Raw genomic sequence first — 21,738 nt, 5'->3', positions numbered from 1 at the left:
AAAAGAGGTGTGGGACACATTTTCACGTGTGCGCAAGATCTGTATCAGATCCGATACGATGAAGTGGTGAAACCTCTTTTTTTTCGTCAAAGTTTCGCAACGCCCTTTAATTCTCGCTGTGGGCCTACTATACAGGCCCTGAGACAAGATTTGATTTCAAATCAAGGGGGGAATTAATGAAGAAGTTTTCTTTGCTAGCAGCATTGTTGTGTTTTGGTTTGGCCGGTGGGTCGGCACAAGCGGAAGACCAGGAGTTTGAGCTCCAGTCTGTGGAGACTCTCGAGAGTGAACTGGCCGAAGCCGGTTTTGACCTGGATGAACTGAGTGCTCTTGACGAACAGATCATGGAAGAGTTTTTGGCCATGGAAACTGGTGAGACCACCCTCGACGGTGAATTTGATATTCTTCGTCGTCCCGGTGGACCAGGTATGCGCCCAAGTCGCCCTGGACATCGTCCGCCTCCGATCACTCGTCCCGGTCGTCCTGGATATCGTCCGGGTCCGATCACTCGCCCGGGCCGTCCCGGATATCGTCCAGGTCCTGTGTATCCTCCGGGTCCCATCTACCGTCCGGCTCCACGTCGTCCATGGCCGATTGTGCGTCCTCGTCCTCCACGCTACCCCGGTCCAACAGGTCCTGTGACTTGTTATGCCGAGAACGCTCGCGGCCACGTGTTCGAGGCTTGGGGATATCGTCCTGGCATCGTTCAACAACGGGCGATGGATGAGTGCTACGCCTACAGCCGCTACTGCTACCGCATGGGCTGCGACGGCCGCCGCTACTGGTAACTCAAAAGGCACCCGATTCTAAAAGACACGGAGGAGCAATAGCCAATCTATTGCTCCTCGCTCACTCTGGGTACTCCACCCATCCCATGACTATCCGGATGTACTGGAAAAGGTGAAAGAACAAGATCACATAGCTGGCAATTGTATAGATGGTATTGGTCGTTAACCTCATCTCGATAGGGCGCTTTAGTTTGGGATCGTACTCTGCCTCAGCTCGCAATTTTAGCTTCCGTCGGTACCAGATGAGTCCAGTAAGGACGGGAGCAAAGATTCCGAAGGCCCAGTAACACATCTCCCGATGGGTGGGCCCGGGTTGCTCCATTAGTTCAATCCATACGTACAGATAGACAAAAAACAGAGTGAACAATATTGTTGTGGTCCTAGTGACCCAACCGAGAATAACAGTTCGCTCCAGCGGCCCCCTCTGGTCTTCACTGGCGTCGGAAAGGTGTCGAGCAATTCTTCGCCCTTCCAATAAAATCAGTCCAAGAATTACAATGCAGCCGGCGACGAAAAAACCCCATGAAAGGGATGAGCTACCCATAATACTCTCCTTGGATGTGAACGAGACTCAATTGGGAGAGCCAATGAGGATCTATTCGTGTGAAGTGCATTTCTGCTCTCCTGCGAGTATTCCCACGCTTGTTGATATAATTCCTCCCGTGACAACGCCAGCAACTGTTTCTCGGAGTTTTTGTCGTACGACATTGCTGCCAACAGTAGATCCGATGACTGAAGTCTTTGCTAAGGCAAAATTCCCAGCAAGGTGTCCCGCGCCGGCCGATAAGTATCCGGTTTCAATAGAGAGAAGCATCCTGTTTGAGTCGAGTTCATGCAAGCTTTTATTCTCAATAATCACTTGAGAAGCTACATCAGTAGCTAGTGAGACAAATCCGTTTAGGGCTATGTTGTATAGCAAAGATTTGCCTGTCGTTGCGACGGCTACAGCTCCAGACACGGCTCCGATTCCAGCTCCCTTCCACATGGCTTGAGATTCCCAGTTGTGGGCATATCCTGCAGAGAGCCCGCCTGCCACAAACCCGACACCAGCACCAATCAAAATGGGTGTCGCGGGGCCGGCCATCTTGTGACTGGGATCATCTGTTATTCCTAACTGGGCTCCAGAAAGGTGGGTACTGGTTTCATAGTCATGCATTAGGAACACAGCTCTTCGCGGCCCGTTCTCGGTCCATTGCAGGGGTCCGCATATATCGGCGGGGGAGGTTTGAAACTGACAAAACTCGTCGAGCCCGCCATCGTAGCCGCTTTTCTTGAGGTGTTGGTCGATACGGCCCATGCATTCCGGTGTTTTAATGTAGCAGTGGGGAAGTCCCTGGTCGAAGTTTGCTCGTCGGAAGGTGCGTTCGGGGGAGGGGTTAAGGTTAAAACGACTGTCCTGGAGCTGATGATCTCGGATTTCGTCAAGGTCGCGCATGGCGAGTTTGAGATTACAGGAGCTCTGCCTTCTGATTTGCCGGCAATCTCTCACCTGATTGTGAATGCCTTTGAGCATTTTGGGCCATCCGTATTGCTCGAATCTTTGCACATTATGGAACGAAAACTTGGCGAAATTGGCATCGCCCGATGGACTGGTCCCGCCGGATGGCAGACAAACAGTCACTTTGTTCGTATTGTCTGCACGTGATCTATTTGCGCTTTGAGTGTTGTCTCCTCCAGAGTCGGCTGCCAGTTTTTCACTTGGTTTCTTGTTGTTTTCCTGTTGCTCCTGCAAAAAGAAGTAAACCTGCTCTGAGCTCACAAGTCCTGAACATATGGTTTCGGCTGTTTGCAGGGCCTGAGCGCAGGGCGCGTTGTACTCTGATTTGTCCCAGGCTGCCGTTCTGGAAAGTTTCAGGAGTTTGTCTTTTATCCCTTCGCTTAGTGAGCTGAGTTGTTGGTCTTCAAGCCAGTTAGGAGTCTTTAGGGCAGGATCGATCTGTTCTGCCAGTTCTGGGAGCACAGTTGAACTGGTGATTTCCGAAGTGGTGTATTGATCGACTACATCAGAGCTACAGCCGTGTTTTTTTAGCACTTGGCGCACAAGTCCCTTAGATTGGTGCAAAGACTGGGGTTCGGTCAGGGCCTTAGCCACCCGTTATTCTGCCAATCGTTTAAGGACATCCTCGTCTCCGACAATAAAGGTCTTTTCTCCGGCTGCGACCGATTGGATGAAGTGTCCTTTTGATTTCATTCCTCTGCGCCATTCGACTGGTGAAACTACCTGAGGATTGACCTCTCGCCCGATGAGATTTGTTATCTTGGACAGGTGCTTCGTCAGGGCCCTGAGCCCCACGTCTCCAATGATCATCAAATCAATATCGCTTTCAGGTTTAAGGTTCCCCGTCGCATAAGAGCCAAAAACAAAGACGCAGTTGATCTCGAAACCTCCTTTCTGGAGAGTTTCCTTTAGTAGCGGAACCAAGCCCGTCGTCTTGACGACGAGACTGCGGATTTCTGGATAGATGGGATTATCCCTGTTGGCCTCATAGTAGACACGATTTCCATCTCTGCTTGAGGTGACCAAGCCAAGCTTCTTAAGATAGGCCAACTCCTGTTGTACACTGCGAACAGCGAGGCCCGACTGCCTCTCGATCTCTCTTAAATAGAGTCTCGCTTGAATCGGAGAGAATAGAAGTCGAAACACTTCACCGCGAGCCTGACTTGTAAGGACCTCATGTAGTAAACCCATATGTATAAGTTTAGCATACGATTGTATATAATCAATATACATATTACCATTCGCCTGTATTTGAAAAAACACTTAATTTCAATACTTTACCGCCACAAGTGACTCGGGCTATCAGTCCCCAAATCAAATGAATCAAGGCAAACCCCTCCAAGAAAACCAGCTAGTCGTCGTTTAAAAACCGCCAAAGGACCCCTCGGGGAGGGTCCTTTGGCGTAAAAGGAGAAAAACGGGTGTGGTATCTGGCTCAGGTACCTAGCAAACCTGGAGCCCAGCCCCTTTGGCGATGAGATTGGTCAATGGAAATTCTGGATCCGGCGTCCGGACAGTCTCCGACCGGGGCTAGGCAACGTCGGTTTGGTTTGCCACCACAACGATTTTGGATTTGAGCTCAAACACAGAAAGGTATTTGTCCAAGGTTTCAATTTTGAGTTTTCTTTTGCCTCTGACAAAATCAGAGACATTCTGAAAAGGAATGTCAGCTCTCTCTGCAAATTCCTTTATTCCCATGTTGCGGATCGTATATTTCAGAGCCTCTTCGACGCTTTCGTCAAACTCTTTAATCGAGTTCAAAAGCATCCCTCGGGCGTAGTCCGTGTCTTGCATCTTTTCGGCAATATACTGATCGAATGATTCACTTCGTCTTGGCATATTCGCTCCAATATTTTCTCGCTTTTCCGATATCACTTTTTTGTGATCGTTTATTGCCACCTAAAAGTAGCAGGATGATTTTTTCTCCATCTTCGGCAAAGTACACTCTTAGGCCCGATCCGTGAAAAATTCTGATTTCAAAAACGCCGCCCTTTAACGACTTAAGGCTCTTTTTGCTTCCGCCATCGGCTATGCGCAGAAGGTACTTGCGAACGATGTACTGCTCTTGGTGAGGAAGCTTATCGAACCAATCAAGAAACGGCGCCTGGCCCGCTTCAGTGATGTAATACTCAATGGACTTACCTTGCATTCACAGCTTTCCGAATAATAACCTAAAATGGTTAGTATTTCAAGTGGGTCTAAATAGTTAAAAATCTTTAGAAGTTTTCACATCAATCGAATCTGGCCCAGTGATCGGGTGAATATTGGGCCCCCGGCTGAGTTCTGCGGATTCTCTGCCGGGGGCCCTTGTGTTTCGTGTTGGTTTGTCCTGCTGGTTTGATCTTGGTAGTTGGTCTCCCCCCTCCGGATCAGACTCTGATGGACGTTGTTGTGTCTTAAGGTTTAGCAAGGGGTGGGCCCGAGCCTTCTTCATGCTAATCGCGGACAGAAGCTAAATCCGTCCGGATTTGATCCACGGTTCGGACGAACAGAGCAAAGGCCTAACTCGCTGCCTCTCGCAAAAAGAACCTGGAACCTGAAGAGGACTCATTTATAATCAATCACAGTGGGGGTATCCATGGCAAAAGACGACAAGCCCGAGCGCACAATCAAAGTGACCTTTAACTTTGAAAACCTGGGTGTCAGTAAGGACGAAGCCGTAAGGCCATCGGACCAATCAAAGACCAACCCGCAAATCACAGGTCCCCAGGGCATTTTGTTGGACGAGGGTCTGGTGATTGATTTCTCCAAGCTTCGCGATTTTGACCACGAAAAGCGTATTCACAAAAGGGTCCAGTACTGGGGGCCAATCATTCTTCACTGCAAGGACAAGCCAGTGTCTGCCAAAGCGGTGGCCAAAGATATCAACCTTGGTGGGATCGGTCTTGCCACCACCACCGATCAAATCGAGGTGGGTACTGAACTCGTCGCTGAATTTAAGGGGAGCGGAAGCCTAAAGCCATTCTCCGTTGATTGTGTCGTGGTCAGGCTCATTGACCAAGATGGCAACACCACCTTGGGCCTTCAGGTCACCAAACTCGGTCGCCTGGCCGAGTCCACGATCAAAGCCTACATCGACAATTACGACGAAAAAGACGAGCACAACTGAGGATAGTGGGCTGTCCATCTGTCCCTAAGATATGAGAAAGAAAAGACATCAGGAATCTATCAGGCTACATAAATATATGAAATTATGTATCTTTATAGCCCACAAGCTGTTCACTATACCACACTGTTCACTTTAAAGTGAACAGTGTGAGTTGAACTTATGTAGTGGTACTAAAACTCCCGGCTGGTCAATAGGGCGGGGCAATTGAATATTAAAGCCCCAGTCGCTCGCGCATTTTTTTGAATATCTCCGGGCTGCAATTTGGGATGGGCCTTTGCATCAGTCTGAACTCAAATGAGCTGATCATAGATTCGACCAACTCTCGGCCTTTTTTTGTGCGTACCAGATCGATGGGACGAGCGTTGTTGAGGGCGGGTATTTTATCGGTGATCCACTTCATGTAATGGGCTTCGAAGTGCTTGCGCATTGTCTCTTTGATTTCCGGATCATTTGCTAAATCAACGTTCGTATCCACATCACTTTCCGGCTCAGAAGACTCTTGGAGATCTCTCCGATCAAAATGCTCTTCGACAGTTTCAATCCTAGTATCTATCAGGCGATAACTGTCATCGGGGAGGAGCTTTTTAAGTTGGCGCTTAAAGGCGCGGACACGCTCACGTGAATTGAGTTCCACCACCATTTGGTTGTTCTCAATCTGGATTCGAGCCAAAAGTATCTTCATCAAATCAGGGTTCTTTTTAGTTGGTTTTTTGTACCAAGGCAGGTTGGCGGAATGGATTTCGCCATCATCGTCGATCTCGGCATCAGCCAAGAGCTCTTCTTCCGAAAGTCCGTGGGCAAGGCTCTTGAGTCCATTAAAGGTTTCCAGAGGTCTTCTGATCCAATAGGTGAGAATGTGGGGCACCATTAAATGGCCATCGGTATTGCCGAGCCGCTTTCCAACTGGCGCTAGAAGCCTTGAAAGAAGTCGCCAGTAAAGATCTCTGATCTCCATGTCGTACTCAAACAAGGTCTCAGCGGTGATTTTTCTGAATTGCTTTTGAATGTAGTGCTTCAGAAAAACCACCTCTACGGATTCGCTTGCATCGAAAGGATAAGGGCAAATGCCCTCTAAAAAGCAGTGCCCCTCAACCTCAATCACTTGGGCAAAGAGAATCATGCCTGGCTTGACGGTCTGTGCCGCTGAATATTCAAGGACGTAAAACTCCTTGTCTCTAAGTAGGTCTTTTAACTTAAGGCCAATTCCAGGGTCGACCTGGTTAATTTGGTAAAAACTTAGGGGAGCCTCGCAGCAGGCAGACAAGTAGGTGTACTCATCGTCCGAGATCTCATCGCTAAAGTGCATCAGAATGTCTTCAGCTAAGGGCACCATCAACGGGTGTTTGAGTTTTGTTTTCTCCAGTTCAGGAATCCAGTGAAACAAAAACCATGGCACAAAAATCATGGCTTCCTGGTGATCAAAATCAAATTCGCTGGGATCTTGCCATAAATGAAACTCCTGCCAAGCCTCCTGAAGACCAATATCACCGTACATTCCCTCGGCAAAGGCACGAACTTTGGGGATAAGCTCCTTATGGACCTTACTCCACCGGTTTTTAGCGAACCTGTCCCCTTTTGATCCCATTTTCATCTTCTTGTTTGACAGCTTCAATCGTCCCATAACAGCCCCTCGTTTAACATACGCCCTGCCGGGTTTTCAATAGATTTGAGAGTCCGCACCCTCTGCTAGGCCACCTCAATTACGTCGAGCTTCACTCTTAAACCAAAGGGCTTCAAAAATCGATCAAGGGTTTCAACTTTAGGTATTGTAGATTGCGACAGAATTCTTGAAACACTTGATCTTTCCATACGCACGAGCTCGGCAAATTCAGTAACTCCCATCCTTCCAATGGCAATCTTGAGAGCATCAAAAAGGGGCAGTGGTTCAACCCCATCATCTCCGCTGATCATGGATATCAGGTATTCCCGCCGATAAAGGGGGTCTCTCATTTCTTGGGAGACGTATTCATCAAAGTCCTTGTTTCGATACATCAAACCTCTCCAATATTTTTGTGCTCGGCGGATATCACTCTTTTGGGAGGATTTGTCTCCGCCCAGGAGAATGAGAAGATCGTTTTTCCCGCTGGGGGCAAAATAGATCCTCAAGCCTGGCCCGGCATTTACCTTAATCTCAAACACACCTTCTCCCACCGGCTTTATGTTCTTACGCCCTCCGCCTAGGGCTACTCGATCTATAACAGAGTTGATCCTTGCCCGGGAGGCTGTAGGAAGGGTTAAGGCCCATTCGAGGTAAGGCAGTTTGCCATTTGGAAGCATCAACAGTTTTACCGTTTTCAGTCACGTCTCCAAGAGTAACATAAATGTTACGGTTAATCAAGAGGGACATTTCAAGAAATGGGCCCCGACCGCAGGGTTATGCCAGATCCCGCGGTCGGGGCCCTAGAGTGTTTGTGTTGTTTTGGTCCTGGTCTCGATTGAGAATTGTGCCCCATTTTTGATTGAGACTCCGGAGGACCTCACTATGCACAAGCTCTCAGCAAAAACCGGGCACAGGGAGTGCCTCCGAGATTTAGGTTTTGATCGTATTGGTTTCCGAATCTCGGGCCATTTGGTCCGGCCAAAGGTAATGGACTCAGGATGCTTTTTCTACGGACACGGTCATTTTGATTTTGGCTCGGTTGAGTTGATCCTGCAGGCAAAGCATGACGGCCAATTGTTCTGACAATTGAGCTTTGCGGGCGATTTTGTAGGCAAGTTTGGGGCTTACAGACTGCCGTCCTTTTTCAATGTCACAGACCATGGTTTTCGAAACCCCAAAGAGCTTTCCCATTTGCGCCTGGGTGAGATCCATCGAGGTTCGTGCCGCCACCATAAAGGTTGCAAAGGTAAGCGGGCCCACGAGTCTTTCAAAAAACTCCTCTGCATCAATCTCAGTATTCATGTTTGGTGACCTCCAGTAACTCAATCAAATCTTCGTTGTCCTGTTGGCTGTGCCGGTAGATGATCCGATAGGCCCTGTTGAGCCGAATCGATCTCTGTCCAAATCGCGACCCTTTCAAAGGCTCATCGTGATAACCCGGGGCTTTGCGAACAATGGCAATTCCTAGTCTTCGAACCGACGTAATCCAGTAAAAAACGGCCATTTGAATATGTTTTGGCAGCCGTTCTGACTGCTTTTGAAACCGTCTAGAGAGTATAACTCTAGCCGTCTTCATATCGAATTACTGTACTGTAAAATGCAGTACTTGTCAATAGGTCGCTCTTTGTGCATCGATTCTCCAAGTTAAAATTGCCGACAGGCTCGGAGTGAGAGCCTGTCGGCAACAACAGGACGAAATGGGTTTTCTGCCAGCCACGCCAGTGAGGACCATCCCCCTTTGCCGAGCTTGTGCAGCGAACGATGCTCAGGGGATAGAGCCAAATTCAGACCAGGCAGCATCGAGCCCACAGGCTCCACAAGGTGCGGAACTGCCCGGAGATCGGATCGAGTGTCAATCGTGTGACCCACCGTCGCCAAGGAGACATACTTAGGGGATCGGGTTTAGATGGTCAGCTCGCCTGGGGTCGGGTGGAGACCTCTAGAGTGACGACCTCGCCCAGGCTTTCCAGGTATCCCAATAGTTTCTCGACGCTGACTTGATTGATTTTGCCGTTCATCAGTTCACTGATTCTTGGTTGGGGCTGATTCAACATCTTCTCCAGCTGTCGAGGTTTGTATCCTTTGCTGTGAATGATTCTACGAATTGCGAAGTACAAGTCAGCCTTTACTTTTAGGGCCGCCGATTCGGATGGGGAAAATCCCAGGTCAGAAAAGACGGCCCCCTTGGTTATGTGACCAGGTTGATTTGAGGTACCAGGTGATTTCCGTTTTCTATTTGTCTTCATTTGAATTCCTCATTCTGGCACTTACGGTTTTGAGGCGTCGTCTTGCAAGGTCAAGATCCCGCTTTGCGGTCTTGGCGGATCTCTTTTCAAAACAGTGAAGCACATGGATTCTATCAGCGACAGCAGTTAGGTAAATGACTCGGTACCAAGACCTACTATCCTGCTGGCGCAACTCATAGACCCCTTTGCCAATGGATTTCATCGGCCGCCAATCAGATGGCCTTTCTCCAAGTTGAAGGGCGTAGAGGTCAAACCCGAAGTCTCGCCTTACCGCCTCTGGAAATGACGATAGAACCTCTTTTGAGTCTCCTTCCCAGAAGATGACCTTCAACTAAAGTCACCACCATTTATACAATATTTTGTATATTTACGCAAGTCAAAATCTCCAGCAAAATTGCCGACAGGCCCGGAGTGAGAGCCCGCCGGCAACAACAGGACGAAATGGGCTTTCTGCCAGCCACGCCAGTGAGGTGTCTCCCCTTCAGGGCTTCGGCAGCGAACGATGCTCAGGGGATAAAGCCAAACTCAGGCCAAACGGCATCGAGCCCACAGGTGCCGCGGCCAACTGGGCACTCCGAGATTCGGACCAGGGCGGCGAGGCTTAACTCAAAGAGCTAGATGAGCAATGAGCGAAGCTCTTTGTCATCCGCTATCAAATCGTCCGGAACCACAATGTCTTTTAAGTTAGGGTTCGACAAAACGGCATAGATGACATCGGTGTCTAGGCTGATAGCAAATGGAAAGGTCGTGGTTTGTAGGGCATTTAGTATCATCGCATCCGAAATACCGGCACAAGAATTGGTACAGATTTTGATGGCATCTTCCCATTTTAAAGCACCGACAAAGAAGGGTCTTTGTTTCTTGTTGTGAATTGAAAGGTATTTGATTCCAAGTGTTTCGAGGTTTTCAAATTCTTGCTGAAGCTTTGGGTTTAAGAAGGCCATGCTAAGAGAACTCCACAGTTGAATTCCTTTTTCTCCTGAGGCGCAAAAGGCCTTGCGAATGTCTTTTATCTCCCGGTCATAAAAGACTGGATCGGTCCCCTGGGTGTTTTCTCGGTTTTTTAGTCGACCAGAGTGATACCTTACGGATTGTCGTTTCTTCCTAGGTAGCTGAAGTGCAGAGAATTCATCGACAGCATCTCTTAAACCCTCAGTCATCAACAAGCGACGATGAAATTCTAGATACTCGAAGGTGGTGTTGACGGTCGTGAAGTAGGCGATCTCTTTAGGGTGGAGTTGCTCCGACAAAAATTTTGTGAGTCGGCTGTGATACTTTTTAGGAGAATAGCTGAGGGTGATGATCACGTTTGCGTCTAAAATGGTCCCATCGATAACCCTGTTATCCTGGGTGAGCTGACTGTAGTAATCCTCAAAATGGGAGAAGGGGACGACTCTGCCCATTACAGCTCTGCATTCCGGGGTTTACCGGCTATCTTTCGGCTACCAGGAGGTTCAACCTGGTTCTCTTTTTGTTCAATTTCGATAGAGAGCTGGTTAATCTTTTTTATATCCTCATCCGTTAGAGGCCTCCTGCGGATTTCCTCAGCCCGTTCTACGAACTGCTCAATCGGGGTTTTGTCTTTAGTACTCATTGATTTGCTCCGGTTTTCACTCATAATAGCATTGGATTAAGGTCTGTAACCGACAGCAATCATTAGTGTTTTCCCGTACTCTGTCTTAACAAGTTTGCTCCATGATATCTCAGTGCTGTCCAAAAAAGTGATCCGATGATCCAGCAAAATTGCCGACAGGCTCGGAGTGAGAGCCTGCCGGCAATAACAGGACGAAATGGGTTTTCTGCCAGCCACCAGCGAGGTGTCCCCCCTTTTGGGCTTAGGCAGCCTAAGATACTCAAGGGATAAAGCCAAATTCAGACCAGGCAGCCTGAAGCCTGTGGTCTCCACAGCAAATGGATTTGTCCGAGAATCGTATTCGGGCGGATGGCCTTTGTTATTGAGCCAATATTGGGTAGCCTGACGTCAGGGGCGGTTCTCCCAAAAAAATGGACTCTTGACGGATTGTAATCGAAGAATCTTTTAAAGCGGAGATTTATAGCAGCACTTTTTTCGGATTTTCACTTCTTTGACTTTTTCTAACTTTTCATCTGGTACAAAAATGAGCTGCCAGGACTCCCGGTTAGCGGCCGGCTCAGTTATTTTATACGCGTAAATTGTATCACTGAAAAAATAACTATTGGGTGATCCCATAACTTTTCGAACTTCAAGCATATCGGTACCCACATACACATTTCTCTTAATTGCATCTGTCGCCATTGATCCGCGCTCTTTTTCAGAAGCATTCTTAAATTTTTCACCTACGAATGAAGAAATTCCCCATTTTTTTTGAGCATCCTTGACGGTCAAGAATTCGGAACCCAAATAAGAATCACCAAGACAGAGAGAGGAAAGTATAAATCCGCAAAGTAAAGTGGCAAACAATCTAGTTATCATAGTGGTTCCTTTGGTATTGGTAGGCCAGGATTAATCACCTTGAGACGTTTTTCTCTCAAATAATTTAGCGCCATTTGCTCTAGATTTTTAACACTAAACCTTTTTTCCGCCATTAGTTTTTCAGCAGCATGAATCCCAGACAGATTGTTAGAAACGTCCATAGACTTCTCATCTGCGGGCTGAAGTCTGTTATCTTCTCATGGGCATTCAGAAATTTCAGGGCCTGAGTTTTGCCCAGCTCCTTTGCTAATAGTCCAGCCCAGACGAAATGGCGAAAGGCATCACCTTCGTCGTTTAGTTCTTGCGTGGGGAAGTTACGATCCGAGGCCGACTCGGCGCGAGTTTTCTGCACGAAAACTGTAATCGCATCTTTCGGGAACTGTTCGATCAGCCTCTTTTCTGAAGGTGTTAGTCCCGGATAATAGATCAGTTTACTTGGAATCCCAGAGGACGGTGTTGGTTTGCACAACTCTGCGCACTGACCAGGGCACGTAAAAGTCCCCATGTCCGTCGCTAGTGTGGCACAGCTGAGTTCGCAATCTTTCGAGCCTGGGTCAACCTTGTTTTGGCGGAGCCACTGGGTGCAAACAGGATCATTGCCCCTTGCAAGGGCAGGTGCCAGACTAATAGCGAGAAACAATAGTGTGACAATCCTTAGATGCATTAGCGACTAGTCTTCCATATTAGTCATGCGACCTCAATTTTGACTTTTGCATCAGGGTAAAGTGTAGATAAAAACTTAATCAGTCTATCAATCGTGAACTCTTCTATTTGATAGTGGAGAATCTTACTTATCAGGGCCTCATCAGTCCCAATTTTCTCAGCAAGAGCTTTTTGTGTGATCGTATGAGCATTCTTGTAAATCACAAACTCTTTGCAGATTTGAAACTTTATTTTATCAACTGGAGTCGCATCTTTAGGTAATGGTTTTGAGGCTGGCCCCTTCGATAGCTTCTCTCGCATTTCCTTTAGCTCAGTATCAGAGGGAAATCTTGTATTACTCATGCTTACTCCTGTCTACCCGGAATGCGTTTATCACTCCAAGATAATCATCGAAAATACAAAGCATCATTACTAACCGATACGGACTATCGTCTTTAAAAACGGGCTCGGCGGTGAAGTATTGAAAATCGCCACGTTCGCTTTCAATCAGGAAGTCATTACCATCAATTGATTGAATCAATTCCAGAATTGTTTCGTCTGTAACGTCGGGGTGCCTTTCCTTATAGTGCTGATCAATGATTACCCGTTTGATCTGGCGGTGATTGATCATAAGTCGAAGTGGGTATTCATTACGTACAGCCATGATTGCAGACTACAAAAACTTGACAAAAATGTCAAGTTTTTGTAGTCTAGTTGAGCCTCTCAAAGTTGCTCATTTCGAGGTTTCAGGCGAGGTTGATCTGAGGTCAAATTTAAGGGACTCCGTGTATCGGAAAAAGAACCGGGAACCTAATGCAGATCTAGGCGGACTCCAAGCAGATTTTGTAATCAAATCCATGGGATTTTAGATAGCCTCTTAGGGCCAATAGAATCAGCGGCTCCTCATCAATTTCCAGAGCTTCAGCAATATGGGCCACTCGGGTGGGGCTGGGTATCTTTCTACCAGTCTCAAGGTCGCCGTAAGTTCCGCGCGAGACACCAAGTTTTCGAGCAAAGTCAGTAATTGAGGCTTCCTCACATAGACGCCAGGCCTTTATAACGCTGGCAAAAGTCATTTCATCGCCGTCTTTTTCCATGTCGTCTATGAGTTTAGCGATAGTCATGCCTATTCACCTCTTAGTGAAGGTGGTTTTTACCAATACCTCTTTGTTGTACGCCTTTTTGGCGATCAGTCAATGAATTGTTCGCCAAAAAGGCGATCAAATCTGCACTCCGGGGTTTGTCCGCAATTTCTCGGTCACTAGGAGGTTCAATCTGGTTCTCTTCTTGTTCAATTTCGATAGAGAGCTGGTTAATCTTTTTGATATCCTCATCCGTAAGAGGCCTCCTGCGGATTTCATCAGCCCGTTCTACGAACTGCTCAATCGGGGTTTTTGTCTTTGGTACTCATTGATTTACTCCGTTTTTCACTCATAATAGCATGGGGTGAAGGTTTATAACTGACAGCAATCATTGGTGTTTTTCTTCGAACTTATTTAAGACATTCTAGAGTTCCACATGCTCATCTCCTGGTTCGGCAGAACGCTTGTCTTGAGCGGTTTTTTCTTGGGGTGTACTTAGTATCTCGAGCAACTCCGAGGAAGCTCGGCCACGATTTTCTTTGTAAAGTTCACGAAGCCTTTTTGCCGCTCCTGGCCTTGGTGCTTTCGGTTTCTCGTCGGTCATGTTTCGCCTCTTTCTTCTCACCAAAAATTTTATCCCAAGCTGGGAGTGATATAATCTCTCGATATCACTTGTGTTTAACGGGTCTGAGTAAATTGGAGGCCCTGCAGCAAGATTGCCGGCAGGCTTGGAGTGAGAGCCCGCCGGCATTAACAAGACGAAATGGGGTTTCTGCCAGGGAGCCGGGACAGCCCGATCGTCGGACGAAGGCGGTTGGGCCCAAATCAAAGGCTACGGAAAACTTCTTTAGGATGAAGCTCCAGCCATCCATTTTTTAGATTGGACTCCCGCGGATTGTTACCGGTGAGGTTTGCCGCTCCGTGTATCGGAAAAAGAACCGGGAACCTAATTAGGATGCCTTTTCTACGGACACGGTCATTTTGATTTTGGCTCGGTTGAGTTGATCCTGCAGGCAGAGCATGACGGCGACAGGTTCAGAGAGTTGGGCTTTACGAGCAATCTTTAAGGCAAGCTTTGGACTCACGAGTTGACGCCCTTTTTCGATGTCACAGACGACGCTTTTTGAAACGCCAAGGATCTTGGCCATCTCCACCTGGGTGAGGTCGAGGGAGGTTCTCGCTGCTACCAAGAACGTTCCAAAGGTGATGGGGCCAATGTATTCTTCGAGCAGTTGTTGAACATCTTTTTTAGTACTCATGATTGTGGACCTCCAAAACCAGAATGATTGTGAACACATCATCTTCGGTTTGCTCGTAAATCAGGCGGTATGAACGATTGAGTCTGACCGAGCGCTGTCCCCGTCGTTTTCCTTTCAACGGCTCGTCGTGGTAGCCGGGAATCTGCCTTGTGGCCCGAATACCAATCCGCTGAACCGTAACGACCCAGGCTCCAACAGCTCCTGCAATGTGCTTAGGGAGTCGCCTGAGTTGCCTATGAAATCGATCAGAAGGGACAATTCTAATCGGCTTCATTGCCGACCATAATACGGTAATTTACCGTACCTGTCAATAGGTGGGTCTTTGCGCATCGATTCTCCAGATTAAAATTGCCGACAGGCTCGGAGTGAGAGCCTGCCGGCAATAACAGAACGAAATGGGTTTTCTGCTAGCCACGCCAGCGAGGACCCTCCCCCTTTTGCCGGGCTTCTGCAGCGAACGTGTATGTGGAGATGTAGCCAAATTTAGACCAGGCCGCCCGAAGCTCAGAGGCACCGAAGGCAACAGGGGCGCCCGAACTGCGGATCCACGCCGAACCTACGCCGATTCTTCACCCTAGATGCTGCCAGGGTTCCGGCACCTTGATCCGATTTAGCGCCCCTCTACATGCGCCGCGTCCGAGGAGGGGAAAGTTGGCTTCAGCTCTTCTTCCGGGGTAAAAAAGGACAATCATGTCGAACAGATTCTCGCCGGCACCCTTTTATAAACTGGTTCTTCTCTTCTTAGACTGCCTTGGCTTTTATGCTGCCTTTCAGTTGGCCTATTACCTGCGCTTGGGCGACTGGGTGGCGCCGGATCTGTGGCTTAAGCTTGCTCCTGTGCTGGGGTTTACCCTGGTCATGATGTACGTCTTTGACGTTTACAAACTTCAAGACCGGCTTCATTTTTTTCGCGACCTTTTGCGTTTGGCCTTAGCCCTTTTATTGTCGGCCTCGATGGTGATTTTAGGGGCCTATCTGGTTGGTCTTAAGGGCTTTGGTGGATTGACCGGTCGAGGAGTTTTAATTGGTGCTTACTTGTTTTTTGCCATTTGGTCGGCCATTTGGCGGGTCGTTCTCCATACTCGGGTCAAGGGGCTTGAGCAAAAGTCCCGCTGGTTGGTGATTGGTACTCGCGACTACCTGGTGCAGTTTTTAAAGGACTACGAAAAATCCCCTCACGATGTTCAGCTGGTTTGTCTGACCCAAAAACGTTACGACCCAGATGCCGGGGATTTTGGTGACTTTGAAAAGTATGTTCAGGGGAGCTGGGAGGATGTGCCCGCAAAACTCAAAGAACAATGGCGCGGTATTGTGGTGGCTACGGGCCAGCAAATCCCCGAGCATTTGGTCGATCAGTTAATGGAGATCCGCTTTCAGGGCACTCGTGTTTACGATCTGTCTGATTTTTATGAGGCCGTTTGGCGCAAAGTCCCGGTGTTTTACCTTCAAGGTGGGTGGTTTGCTCTGAGCCAGGGATTTCATCTTTTGCATAACCCCATAGGCCTTCGAATTAAGCGGGTGGGGGATATTTTTTGTGCCGGTTTGATTATGATTTTAGGATTTCCGATCATGCTCCTGGCCGCAATTTTAGTGTTAATCACCAGCGGCTGGCCGATCATTTACACCCAAAAACGCCGGGGCCTTAACGGCGAAGACTTCATCATTTACAAATTTAGGTCCATGAAGCAAGACGCCGAAAAGCATGGAGCCCAGTGGTCCAAAGAGGGCGATGCCCGGGTGACTGTCTGGGGTAAGTTCATGCGGGCCACTCGCATTGATGAGCTTCCCCAGATCTGGAACATCTTTCGCGGCGACATGAGTTTTATCGGCCCAAGGCCCGAGAGACCTGAGTTTATCAAAGAACTGGGCGAAAAAATCCCCTTCTACAACTTCCGCCACCTCGTCCGCCCCGGCCTTACCGGTTGGGCCCAGGTCATGTACCCCTACGGCGCCACCATCGAAGACGCCAAAGAAAAACTCCAATTTGAGCTCTATTACATCAAAAGCTACTCACTGATTCTCGACTGGCTAGTCCTCCTCAAGACCGCCACCGTGGTGTTGTTTGGTAAGGGCCGCTGAACCAAGCTATCAGAACAGCAGGGCGAGGGATTCTTGAAAAAAGCGAAATTCAAAAGGCGAGTTTCGCATGAGGAGAATGGCCGTTACCAATACCATAATTGATACGCCATAAAGCAGTGGGATTCGATTTTCCTTTCGCTCTAATACAGGCAGAACGGCCAAAGGAATCAAAAACAACACATACCACTGTTGGATGAGTGGTGTTACCAGCCACATCAGTATAGCCCAACAAAAACAGCTTAAGGTCAGCCACCCTCGGAAGCGAATGGCCCAATAGGTAAATCCGGCAATGGCCAGGATAAACACCGTCAGTCTCCCCCAGTTGACTGAATCTAAAGCACCCAAAAAGAAGTAGTTATTGATGGGCACATCCTTTAAACCGGGTGCCGCAAGCCAAAAAGCATACACAGACAACAAGCTACAGCCCGTGCCGACTATAAAATAGCGAGAGAAGAAAAAAGAAATCAATTGTTCCCGATATTGTCGCCAAAACTTCCAAAGGGCCCAGGCCCCGGCTGGCGCCAACCACAAGGCGCGAAAATGAAAAAACAAAGACACACCAAATGCCAAATAGGCAATGGGATAGTTTTTAGTCTTCAATGCCCAAACAAAACAAAGAAGCCCTAAGATGGCAATAGGATCGTACATTCCGTTGAGAGCCCAACGGACCAGCTCCATTGAAGCCAGCATGAGGACCACAGTGGTGAGGAGCTTGAATGTCCGTTTGTTATGATCTCGTAGCAAAGAGGCAAGTAAGTGAGCCAAAAGCCCGGCCGCCAAGAGTGCAGCAAGAAGATACAAGCCAATCGCAAGCCTTGCCGCCTGAGGCAGATCAATCAGGTTTCGATTGAGCGCAATGGAAATGGGTGTGAGAGCCGCCCAGAGACCTGGTGGGTAGTGTCTGGGGAGTTGCGGACTAACGATTTGATCCCGCAACTCAGGCTTAATCCCAACCTCACCATGTACTCGGTCCCAAACGACTCCGGTGGGTTCGGAGTAAATGGCTGTCCCTTGGGTGAGAAAAAGCTCCGTGGACAGAACGTTGGACACATGATCATTCCACTTTTCAACCAGAGAACCGTTAAAATTTTCATTTTGCCAAAAAAGCATTGCCGAAAACAAAGCGAGAAAAGCAATCCACAGGGACCAGATGCGAACTATTCCAGAGAGACTCTTAAGAGAAAGACCAGGAAAGAACCGAGTCCGGGTGGTTGTTGAATTCATTGGTCCCTCAGGGAATTGGCGGGGGCGGTCTTTCTTAAATAGAGAGTATAAGGAAAACCTCCAGCTACTCCACTATCAATTTCAAAATGATCTTTGGACCCTTTGATGTATTCCTCAAGGTGCTCACCAACAAAAAAGGAGCCGGCAATAAAGACATCATGTGTATCAAAAATCGCAACAGCACTGTCTTTAGGTACAGGAATGCCTCCAGGAATGAACTGCCTTATTCCCTCTCTAAAGCTTTCATCGAGGCAAAAATAAGCATCGGGCACTGATGTCAAAAAGACTTTGGCTCCTGGTGGGATCTTTTGTTTGAGGACTTCACAGTAGGTCTGGTAGTTATAGGGTCTTAATTGCCTGGCCTTAACAAATACTCCATAGAGATGACCAACAACAACTAGGGACGCGAGGGTCCAGGCAACTCGTCGATTTGCCGTGTGAAGCAAAATCGCCACCCCGATGGCCGAGGTCACCATCCAATAAACGGGGTACCACATTTCTCGGCTAAACGTGGCCAAGTAGGTAAATAGGAGGTGTACAATGAGGAATTTAAGTCCCCTTTGGTCTTTCCAAGTGTAAATCACCAATCCCACGAAGCCCAGGATGTAGGAGAGCATCCCTATGGCTTTTACGGCTTCATATTGAGCAAATAAGCCCTCAAATGACTTTAGGGCTTCACGTATGCCTTTAGGTGACACCAGGTGTTTGCGCGCCATCTGGGCGGAGAATTGCTCAGCAAAAAATCCCCACTCGCCATAAAGCCAAACTAAATAGGGTAAGGAAATCCCAATGCCTCCAAGGGCAATCAGGCCAACCTCAATGGGCTTTAGTTTTTTGCGGATCAGTTGCACCAAGGTATATAGTCCAAGGGTTGCAGGTGCAGCCCAGGCCATGGGGTGAGTTAAAAACGCCAGACCTCCGATGAGGCCCGACCCAAAAAGGAAATACCTCCTCTTTGCACGGTGAGGGTGACACTCTCCAGAGTGAAGTAGCAAGAGGGAGCCAAGGGTTAAAAAGACTCCCAGGCTGTCCATGCGGCCAACTAACAGTCCGCGAATAAATACGGGGTCTGTCATCAAGACCAGAACTCCACCGCTGACGGCCATTGGGCCAAGGGTCTTTTTACTGAGTCGAGCAAAGGACCAAACAGTTGCGCTCAGCAGGCAAAACAGAGAAAAAAAACGCAGTGTGATCAAACTATAGGGAAAAATGAAAAACAGCGCTCCCAAGGTCATAAAATACAGAGGCGGGTAAAAATGCTGGTGGGATTCAATTTCAGTAAAATAGCCCTTAAACATGGGGATACCCATTTCCCCGGTATTTCTAAAGTGGCGGGCAATATCGGCATAGAGGGATTCATCAGGCCAAGGCCATGGGTAGCGAAGAAAAAAATAAGTGATTAAGGTCGCCCAGGCTAAGGCAGCGAGACTGATGAGTGAAATCTTTAGCGTTCTCATCAGGCCCTCATCAATTCAGACTAGAGAAGAGGCTTCAGCAGCAGGTCAGCCAACCGATCCAGGCGATCTTTCTTCATCTCTGTTGTGTGAAGACCTATAAAAAAGCCTCGTCGATCAACATTTTCTGCACCGGGAAAATTGCGAGGGTCCTGGTCCAGGCCGTAGAGTTTAAGTGCGGGTTGGCGTACAAAGTTGCCACTGACGATGGGGCGATTTTCGACACCTAGTGCGCTTAAAGATTTTAAATAGGATTCTTTTTGAGCCGCGAGTTTTTCATTTAATAGGGCACAAAAACCAAACCACACGGGACTGGTTCCTGGGGAGGGCAAGATCATTTCCAGCTGCCCATTCCAGGACGGGTGACTCTCCAGGGCTAGTCTAAGGCCTTCGTAATTCTTTACCCGATTGCCATTCATCTGGTTGATTCGCTTGAGCTGAACTTTACCGATGGCGGCCTGAATTTCTGTGGGGCGAAGGTTAAATCCGGAGTTGACGAACAGAAACCTTGAGTCGATATCGGAGTATTCTTTTTCAAGTGCCTGCCTGTTTGACAGGTTTCTTGTCCAACCATGGGCTCTAAGGCACTTAAGTAAATCAGCATCTTCCTGATTTTGACACACCACCATGCCACCTTCGCCGGTGGTCAAGTGATGTGAATAATAGAAAGAGTAGCTGCCAAAGTCGCCAAAGGTTCCTAGGTACTTGTTGCTAAACTGGGAACCAAAAGACTCACATGTGTCTTCGAGATGAGTAAGGCCGTGGTCACTGACAAAGGACTTCACCTTTGCCATTTCAGGTGAGTTGCCAAGAATATGGACGGTGAGCAGCCCTTTGGTTTTTTTCGTCAGCTTCTTTTTGGCATCGTCCATATCCATGTTGAGTGTCTGAGGATTCACGTCGACAAAAACCGGTTTGAGCCCCAATTGCACCAGTGGCCAAAGGCTTGTCGACCAACACACTGCGGGAAGAAGGACTTCGTCCCCAGGCAGTAATCTTTGTTTTCTCAAAGGGTTAATCGCCGCTGCCACCGCCAAAAGGTTAGCCGAAGACCCCGAGTTCACCATGACAGCAAAGGGGACTCCCACCATTTCCGCAAATTGCTGCTCAAACTCAGTCACATTCGAAGACATGGTCAGCTGTCCGGACAACAAGACATCAATGGCCGCCAGGACTTCATCTTGATCGAAGCAGTCTTCCATCAATGGGAATTCTGAACCACCGGTCCTAGGATTCTCCGCCCGAGACTTAAATTCTTCAATTATTGATGTTTGCCACTTTGACATTCTTTGCCTGCAATTCACGTTTTAGTCCGTAGATTCTAAAGAGCCCCATTAAGGCCCCAGTAATCTCATTGAGGTTAACGGAACTCTCACCACGGACCCGATTCACAAAAACCGTTGGGCGCTCGCCCACGGTCAGACCTCTGTAGTACAAATTAACCAAAATTTCGCTTAAAGCAATGAAGCCCTTACCGAGCTTGCCACAGGTAGCTACAATCTGTTCTGCGGCGGGGCGAGAGTAGCACCGATATCCATTCGTGTAATCATGAATGGGAATTCTCAAAACACTCCGGGCCAGCCAGTTGGCACACCGTGAAAATATCCGTCGGGACAAGGGCCAATTCAAAATCTTGCTTTCTGGCAAATATCGGCTCCCAATGAGCAGATCCAAGCCTCTGGTCTTAGCCTCGGAAAGAATACTATTGAGTTCTTCAGGCGGATGGGAAAAGTCAGCGTCCATTTCCACAATCTGGCTGCAGTCCCGGCTAACGGCGATCTTGATCCCCTCAATGACTGCCGACCCTCTGCCGCCCTTGGTCTTTCGATGAATAGAGACAAGGTTGCTTTTACCCGTGGATTCAATGGCTTTTTGAGTCAGATCATTGGGACTGTCATCGACAACGATAATCAAGTGAGGAGGGCTTAACACCTCTGAAATCTTGAGAATGAGCGAGGCAATGACTTCGCCTTCATTGTAGCTGGGGATAACCACTGCAATCAAAATCGCATCTCCAAAACAGCTCTGTCTTTAGGGGCTTAAGATATAGTTGGGTAGCCCATGTCAGGGCATCAATAAAGTAAAATTAGGTTATGATTATGCAGCGCGCAACCCACTTACATTCTGGTCTCCTCTTTGTGGCTAGGAGGTTTGGGAATTTCATAGTTGATTTTTATCAAAAAACGAGATGATTTGGGGTCTTACGTCAATATTACTCCCACGAGAAGGGGATCTACTGTGAAAAGAGCATTGGTTACGGGTATTACTGGGCAGGATGGCTCGTACTTGGCAGAGCTTTTGTTGG

The 21,738-nt window shown here is 48.2% G+C and carries 26 protein-coding genes; 3 read left to right on the top strand and 23 right to left on the bottom strand.

Annotation, left to right across the window (positions count from 1 at the left end; genetic code table 11):
• The first annotated feature begins 176 nt into the window (after positions 1–176).
• The gene (locus H6624_20315; protein MCB9086698.1) at positions 177–788 is read left to right on the top strand and encodes a hypothetical protein; all 612 of its coding nucleotides are present in this window, start codon (positions 177–179) and stop codon (positions 786–788) included.
• Positions 789–849: 61 nt separating this feature from the next.
• Here the strand turns inward: H6624_20315 and H6624_20310 are convergent, their stop codons facing one another.
• The 5 genes from H6624_20310 to H6624_20290 all read right to left on the bottom strand — a co-directional run bounded on the left by H6624_20310 (position 850) and on the right by H6624_20290 (position 4,435).
• Entirely contained in the window at positions 850–1,332 is a 483-nt protein-coding gene (locus H6624_20310; protein MCB9086697.1) for a hypothetical protein, read from the bottom strand.
• 51 nt (positions 1,333–1,383) lie between these two features.
• On the bottom strand, positions 1,384–2,880 hold the full coding sequence (locus H6624_20305) for a hypothetical protein (GenBank protein MCB9086696.1): 1,497 nt from the start codon (positions 2,878–2,880) through the stop codon (positions 1,384–1,386).
• A 3-nt stretch (positions 2,881–2,883) separates the two neighbouring features.
• Positions 2,884–3,432: a nucleotidyltransferase domain-containing protein gene (locus H6624_20300; GenBank protein ID MCB9086695.1), complete on the bottom strand. Its 549-nt coding sequence runs from the start codon at positions 3,430–3,432 to the stop codon at positions 2,884–2,886.
• 384 nt (positions 3,433–3,816) lie between these two features.
• Positions 3,817–4,125 (bottom strand): helix-turn-helix transcriptional regulator, encoded by a 309-nt coding sequence (locus H6624_20295; protein MCB9086694.1) that lies wholly within the window; start codon positions 4,123–4,125, stop codon positions 3,817–3,819.
• On the bottom strand, positions 4,109–4,435 hold the full coding sequence (locus tag H6624_20290) for a type II toxin-antitoxin system RelE/ParE family toxin (GenBank protein ID MCB9086693.1): 327 nt from the start codon (positions 4,433–4,435) through the stop codon (positions 4,109–4,111). The genes H6624_20295 and H6624_20290 overlap by 17 nt, the downstream gene beginning before the upstream one ends.
• 429 nt (positions 4,436–4,864) lie before the next feature.
• Here H6624_20290 and H6624_20285 point away from each other — a divergent pair, with 429 nt between their 5' ends.
• Complete coding sequence (locus tag H6624_20285) at positions 4,865–5,395, top strand: PilZ domain-containing protein (GenBank protein MCB9086692.1); 531 nt, start codon at positions 4,865–4,867, stop codon at positions 5,393–5,395.
• Between the two features lie 211 nt (positions 5,396–5,606).
• On the opposite strand, the gene H6624_20280 is transcribed toward H6624_20285, so the two are convergent.
• From H6624_20280 to H6624_20215, 14 genes are all read right to left on the bottom strand, one after another.
• Positions 5,607–7,016: a DUF2384 domain-containing protein gene (locus H6624_20280; GenBank protein MCB9086691.1), complete on the bottom strand. Its 1,410-nt coding sequence runs from the start codon at positions 7,014–7,016 to the stop codon at positions 5,607–5,609.
• Between the two features lie 65 nt (positions 7,017–7,081).
• A complete protein-coding gene (locus H6624_20275) occupies positions 7,082–7,672 on the bottom strand; it encodes a type II toxin-antitoxin system RelE/ParE family toxin (protein ID MCB9086690.1) in 591 nt (196 codons plus the stop codon).
• 316 nt (positions 7,673–7,988) lie between these two features.
• Positions 7,989–8,297, bottom strand: coding sequence for a helix-turn-helix transcriptional regulator (locus tag H6624_20270; protein ID MCB9086689.1), 309 nt, complete (start codon positions 8,295–8,297; stop codon positions 7,989–7,991).
• 608 nt (positions 8,298–8,905) lie between these two features.
• A complete protein-coding gene (locus tag H6624_20265; protein ID MCB9086688.1) occupies positions 8,906–9,241 on the bottom strand; it encodes an XRE family transcriptional regulator in 336 nt (111 codons plus the stop codon).
• On the bottom strand, positions 9,228–9,572 hold the full coding sequence (locus H6624_20260) for a type II toxin-antitoxin system RelE/ParE family toxin (GenBank protein MCB9086687.1): 345 nt from the start codon (positions 9,570–9,572) through the stop codon (positions 9,228–9,230). The genes H6624_20265 and H6624_20260 overlap by 14 nt, the downstream gene beginning before the upstream one ends.
• Positions 9,573–9,855: 283 nt before the next feature.
• On the bottom strand, positions 9,856–10,644 hold the full coding sequence (locus tag H6624_20255) for a hypothetical protein (protein MCB9086686.1): 789 nt from the start codon (positions 10,642–10,644) through the stop codon (positions 9,856–9,858).
• A complete protein-coding gene (locus H6624_20250) occupies positions 10,644–10,835 on the bottom strand; it encodes a hypothetical protein (protein MCB9086685.1) in 192 nt (63 codons plus the stop codon). Before H6624_20250 ends, H6624_20255 begins: the two co-directional genes overlap by 1 nt.
• 444 nt (positions 10,836–11,279) lie before the next feature.
• The gene (locus H6624_20245; GenBank protein MCB9086684.1) at positions 11,280–11,693 is read right to left on the bottom strand and encodes a hypothetical protein; all 414 of its coding nucleotides are present in this window, start codon (positions 11,691–11,693) and stop codon (positions 11,280–11,282) included.
• A 112-nt stretch (positions 11,694–11,805) separates the two neighbouring features.
• Positions 11,806–12,333 (bottom strand): hypothetical protein, encoded by a 528-nt coding sequence (locus H6624_20240; protein MCB9086683.1) that lies wholly within the window; start codon positions 12,331–12,333, stop codon positions 11,806–11,808.
• Between the two features lie 47 nt (positions 12,334–12,380).
• A complete protein-coding gene (locus H6624_20235) occupies positions 12,381–12,698 on the bottom strand; it encodes an XRE family transcriptional regulator (protein ID MCB9086682.1) in 318 nt (105 codons plus the stop codon).
• Positions 12,691–12,999, bottom strand: a complete 309-nt coding sequence (locus H6624_20230) for a hypothetical protein (GenBank protein MCB9086681.1) — start codon at positions 12,997–12,999, stop codon at positions 12,691–12,693. Before H6624_20230 ends, H6624_20235 begins: the two co-directional genes overlap by 8 nt.
• A 157-nt stretch (positions 13,000–13,156) precedes the next feature.
• On the bottom strand, positions 13,157–13,459 hold the full coding sequence (locus tag H6624_20225) for a helix-turn-helix transcriptional regulator (protein ID MCB9086680.1): 303 nt from the start codon (positions 13,457–13,459) through the stop codon (positions 13,157–13,159).
• A 908-nt stretch (positions 13,460–14,367) separates the two neighbouring features.
• A complete protein-coding gene (locus H6624_20220; protein ID MCB9086679.1) occupies positions 14,368–14,676 on the bottom strand; it encodes a helix-turn-helix transcriptional regulator in 309 nt (102 codons plus the stop codon).
• Positions 14,666–14,950, bottom strand: a complete 285-nt coding sequence (locus H6624_20215; protein MCB9086678.1) for a type II toxin-antitoxin system RelE/ParE family toxin — start codon at positions 14,948–14,950, stop codon at positions 14,666–14,668. Before H6624_20215 ends, H6624_20220 begins: the two co-directional genes overlap by 11 nt.
• 416 nt (positions 14,951–15,366) lie before the next feature.
• Here H6624_20215 and H6624_20210 point away from each other — a divergent pair, with 416 nt between their 5' ends.
• Positions 15,367–16,755 carry an exopolysaccharide biosynthesis polyprenyl glycosylphosphotransferase gene (locus tag H6624_20210; GenBank protein MCB9086677.1) on the top strand — a complete coding sequence of 463 codons (1,389 nt, stop codon included), beginning with the start codon at positions 15,367–15,369 and terminating at the stop codon, positions 16,753–16,755.
• A 9-nt stretch (positions 16,756–16,764) separates the two neighbouring features.
• Here the strand turns inward: H6624_20210 and H6624_20205 are convergent, their stop codons facing one another.
• Genes H6624_20205 through H6624_20190 form a run of 4 tightly spaced genes read right to left on the bottom strand, consistent with a single transcriptional unit; the run spans position 16,765 to position 21,437 of the window.
• Positions 16,765–17,979: a hypothetical protein gene (locus H6624_20205; GenBank protein MCB9086676.1), complete on the bottom strand. Its 1,215-nt coding sequence runs from the start codon at positions 17,977–17,979 to the stop codon at positions 16,765–16,767.
• Positions 17,976–19,436 (bottom strand): glycosyltransferase family 39 protein, encoded by a 1,461-nt coding sequence (locus tag H6624_20200; protein MCB9086675.1) that lies wholly within the window; start codon positions 19,434–19,436, stop codon positions 17,976–17,978. Before H6624_20200 ends, H6624_20205 begins: the two co-directional genes overlap by 4 nt.
• A gap of 20 nt (positions 19,437–19,456) precedes the next feature.
• Complete coding sequence (locus H6624_20195) at positions 19,457–20,719, bottom strand: DegT/DnrJ/EryC1/StrS family aminotransferase (protein ID MCB9086674.1); 1,263 nt, start codon at positions 20,717–20,719, stop codon at positions 19,457–19,459.
• A complete protein-coding gene (locus H6624_20190) occupies positions 20,691–21,437 on the bottom strand; it encodes a polyprenol monophosphomannose synthase (protein ID MCB9086673.1) in 747 nt (248 codons plus the stop codon). Before H6624_20190 ends, H6624_20195 begins: the two co-directional genes overlap by 29 nt.
• Positions 21,438–21,738: the final 301 nt, after the last annotated feature.

This window comes from Pseudobdellovibrionaceae bacterium (genome assembly GCA_020635075.1).
GTDB lineage: Bacteria > Bdellovibrionota > Bdellovibrionia > Bdellovibrionales > UBA1609 > JADZEO01.
This window is presented reverse-complemented; position numbering and strand designations above follow the sequence as displayed.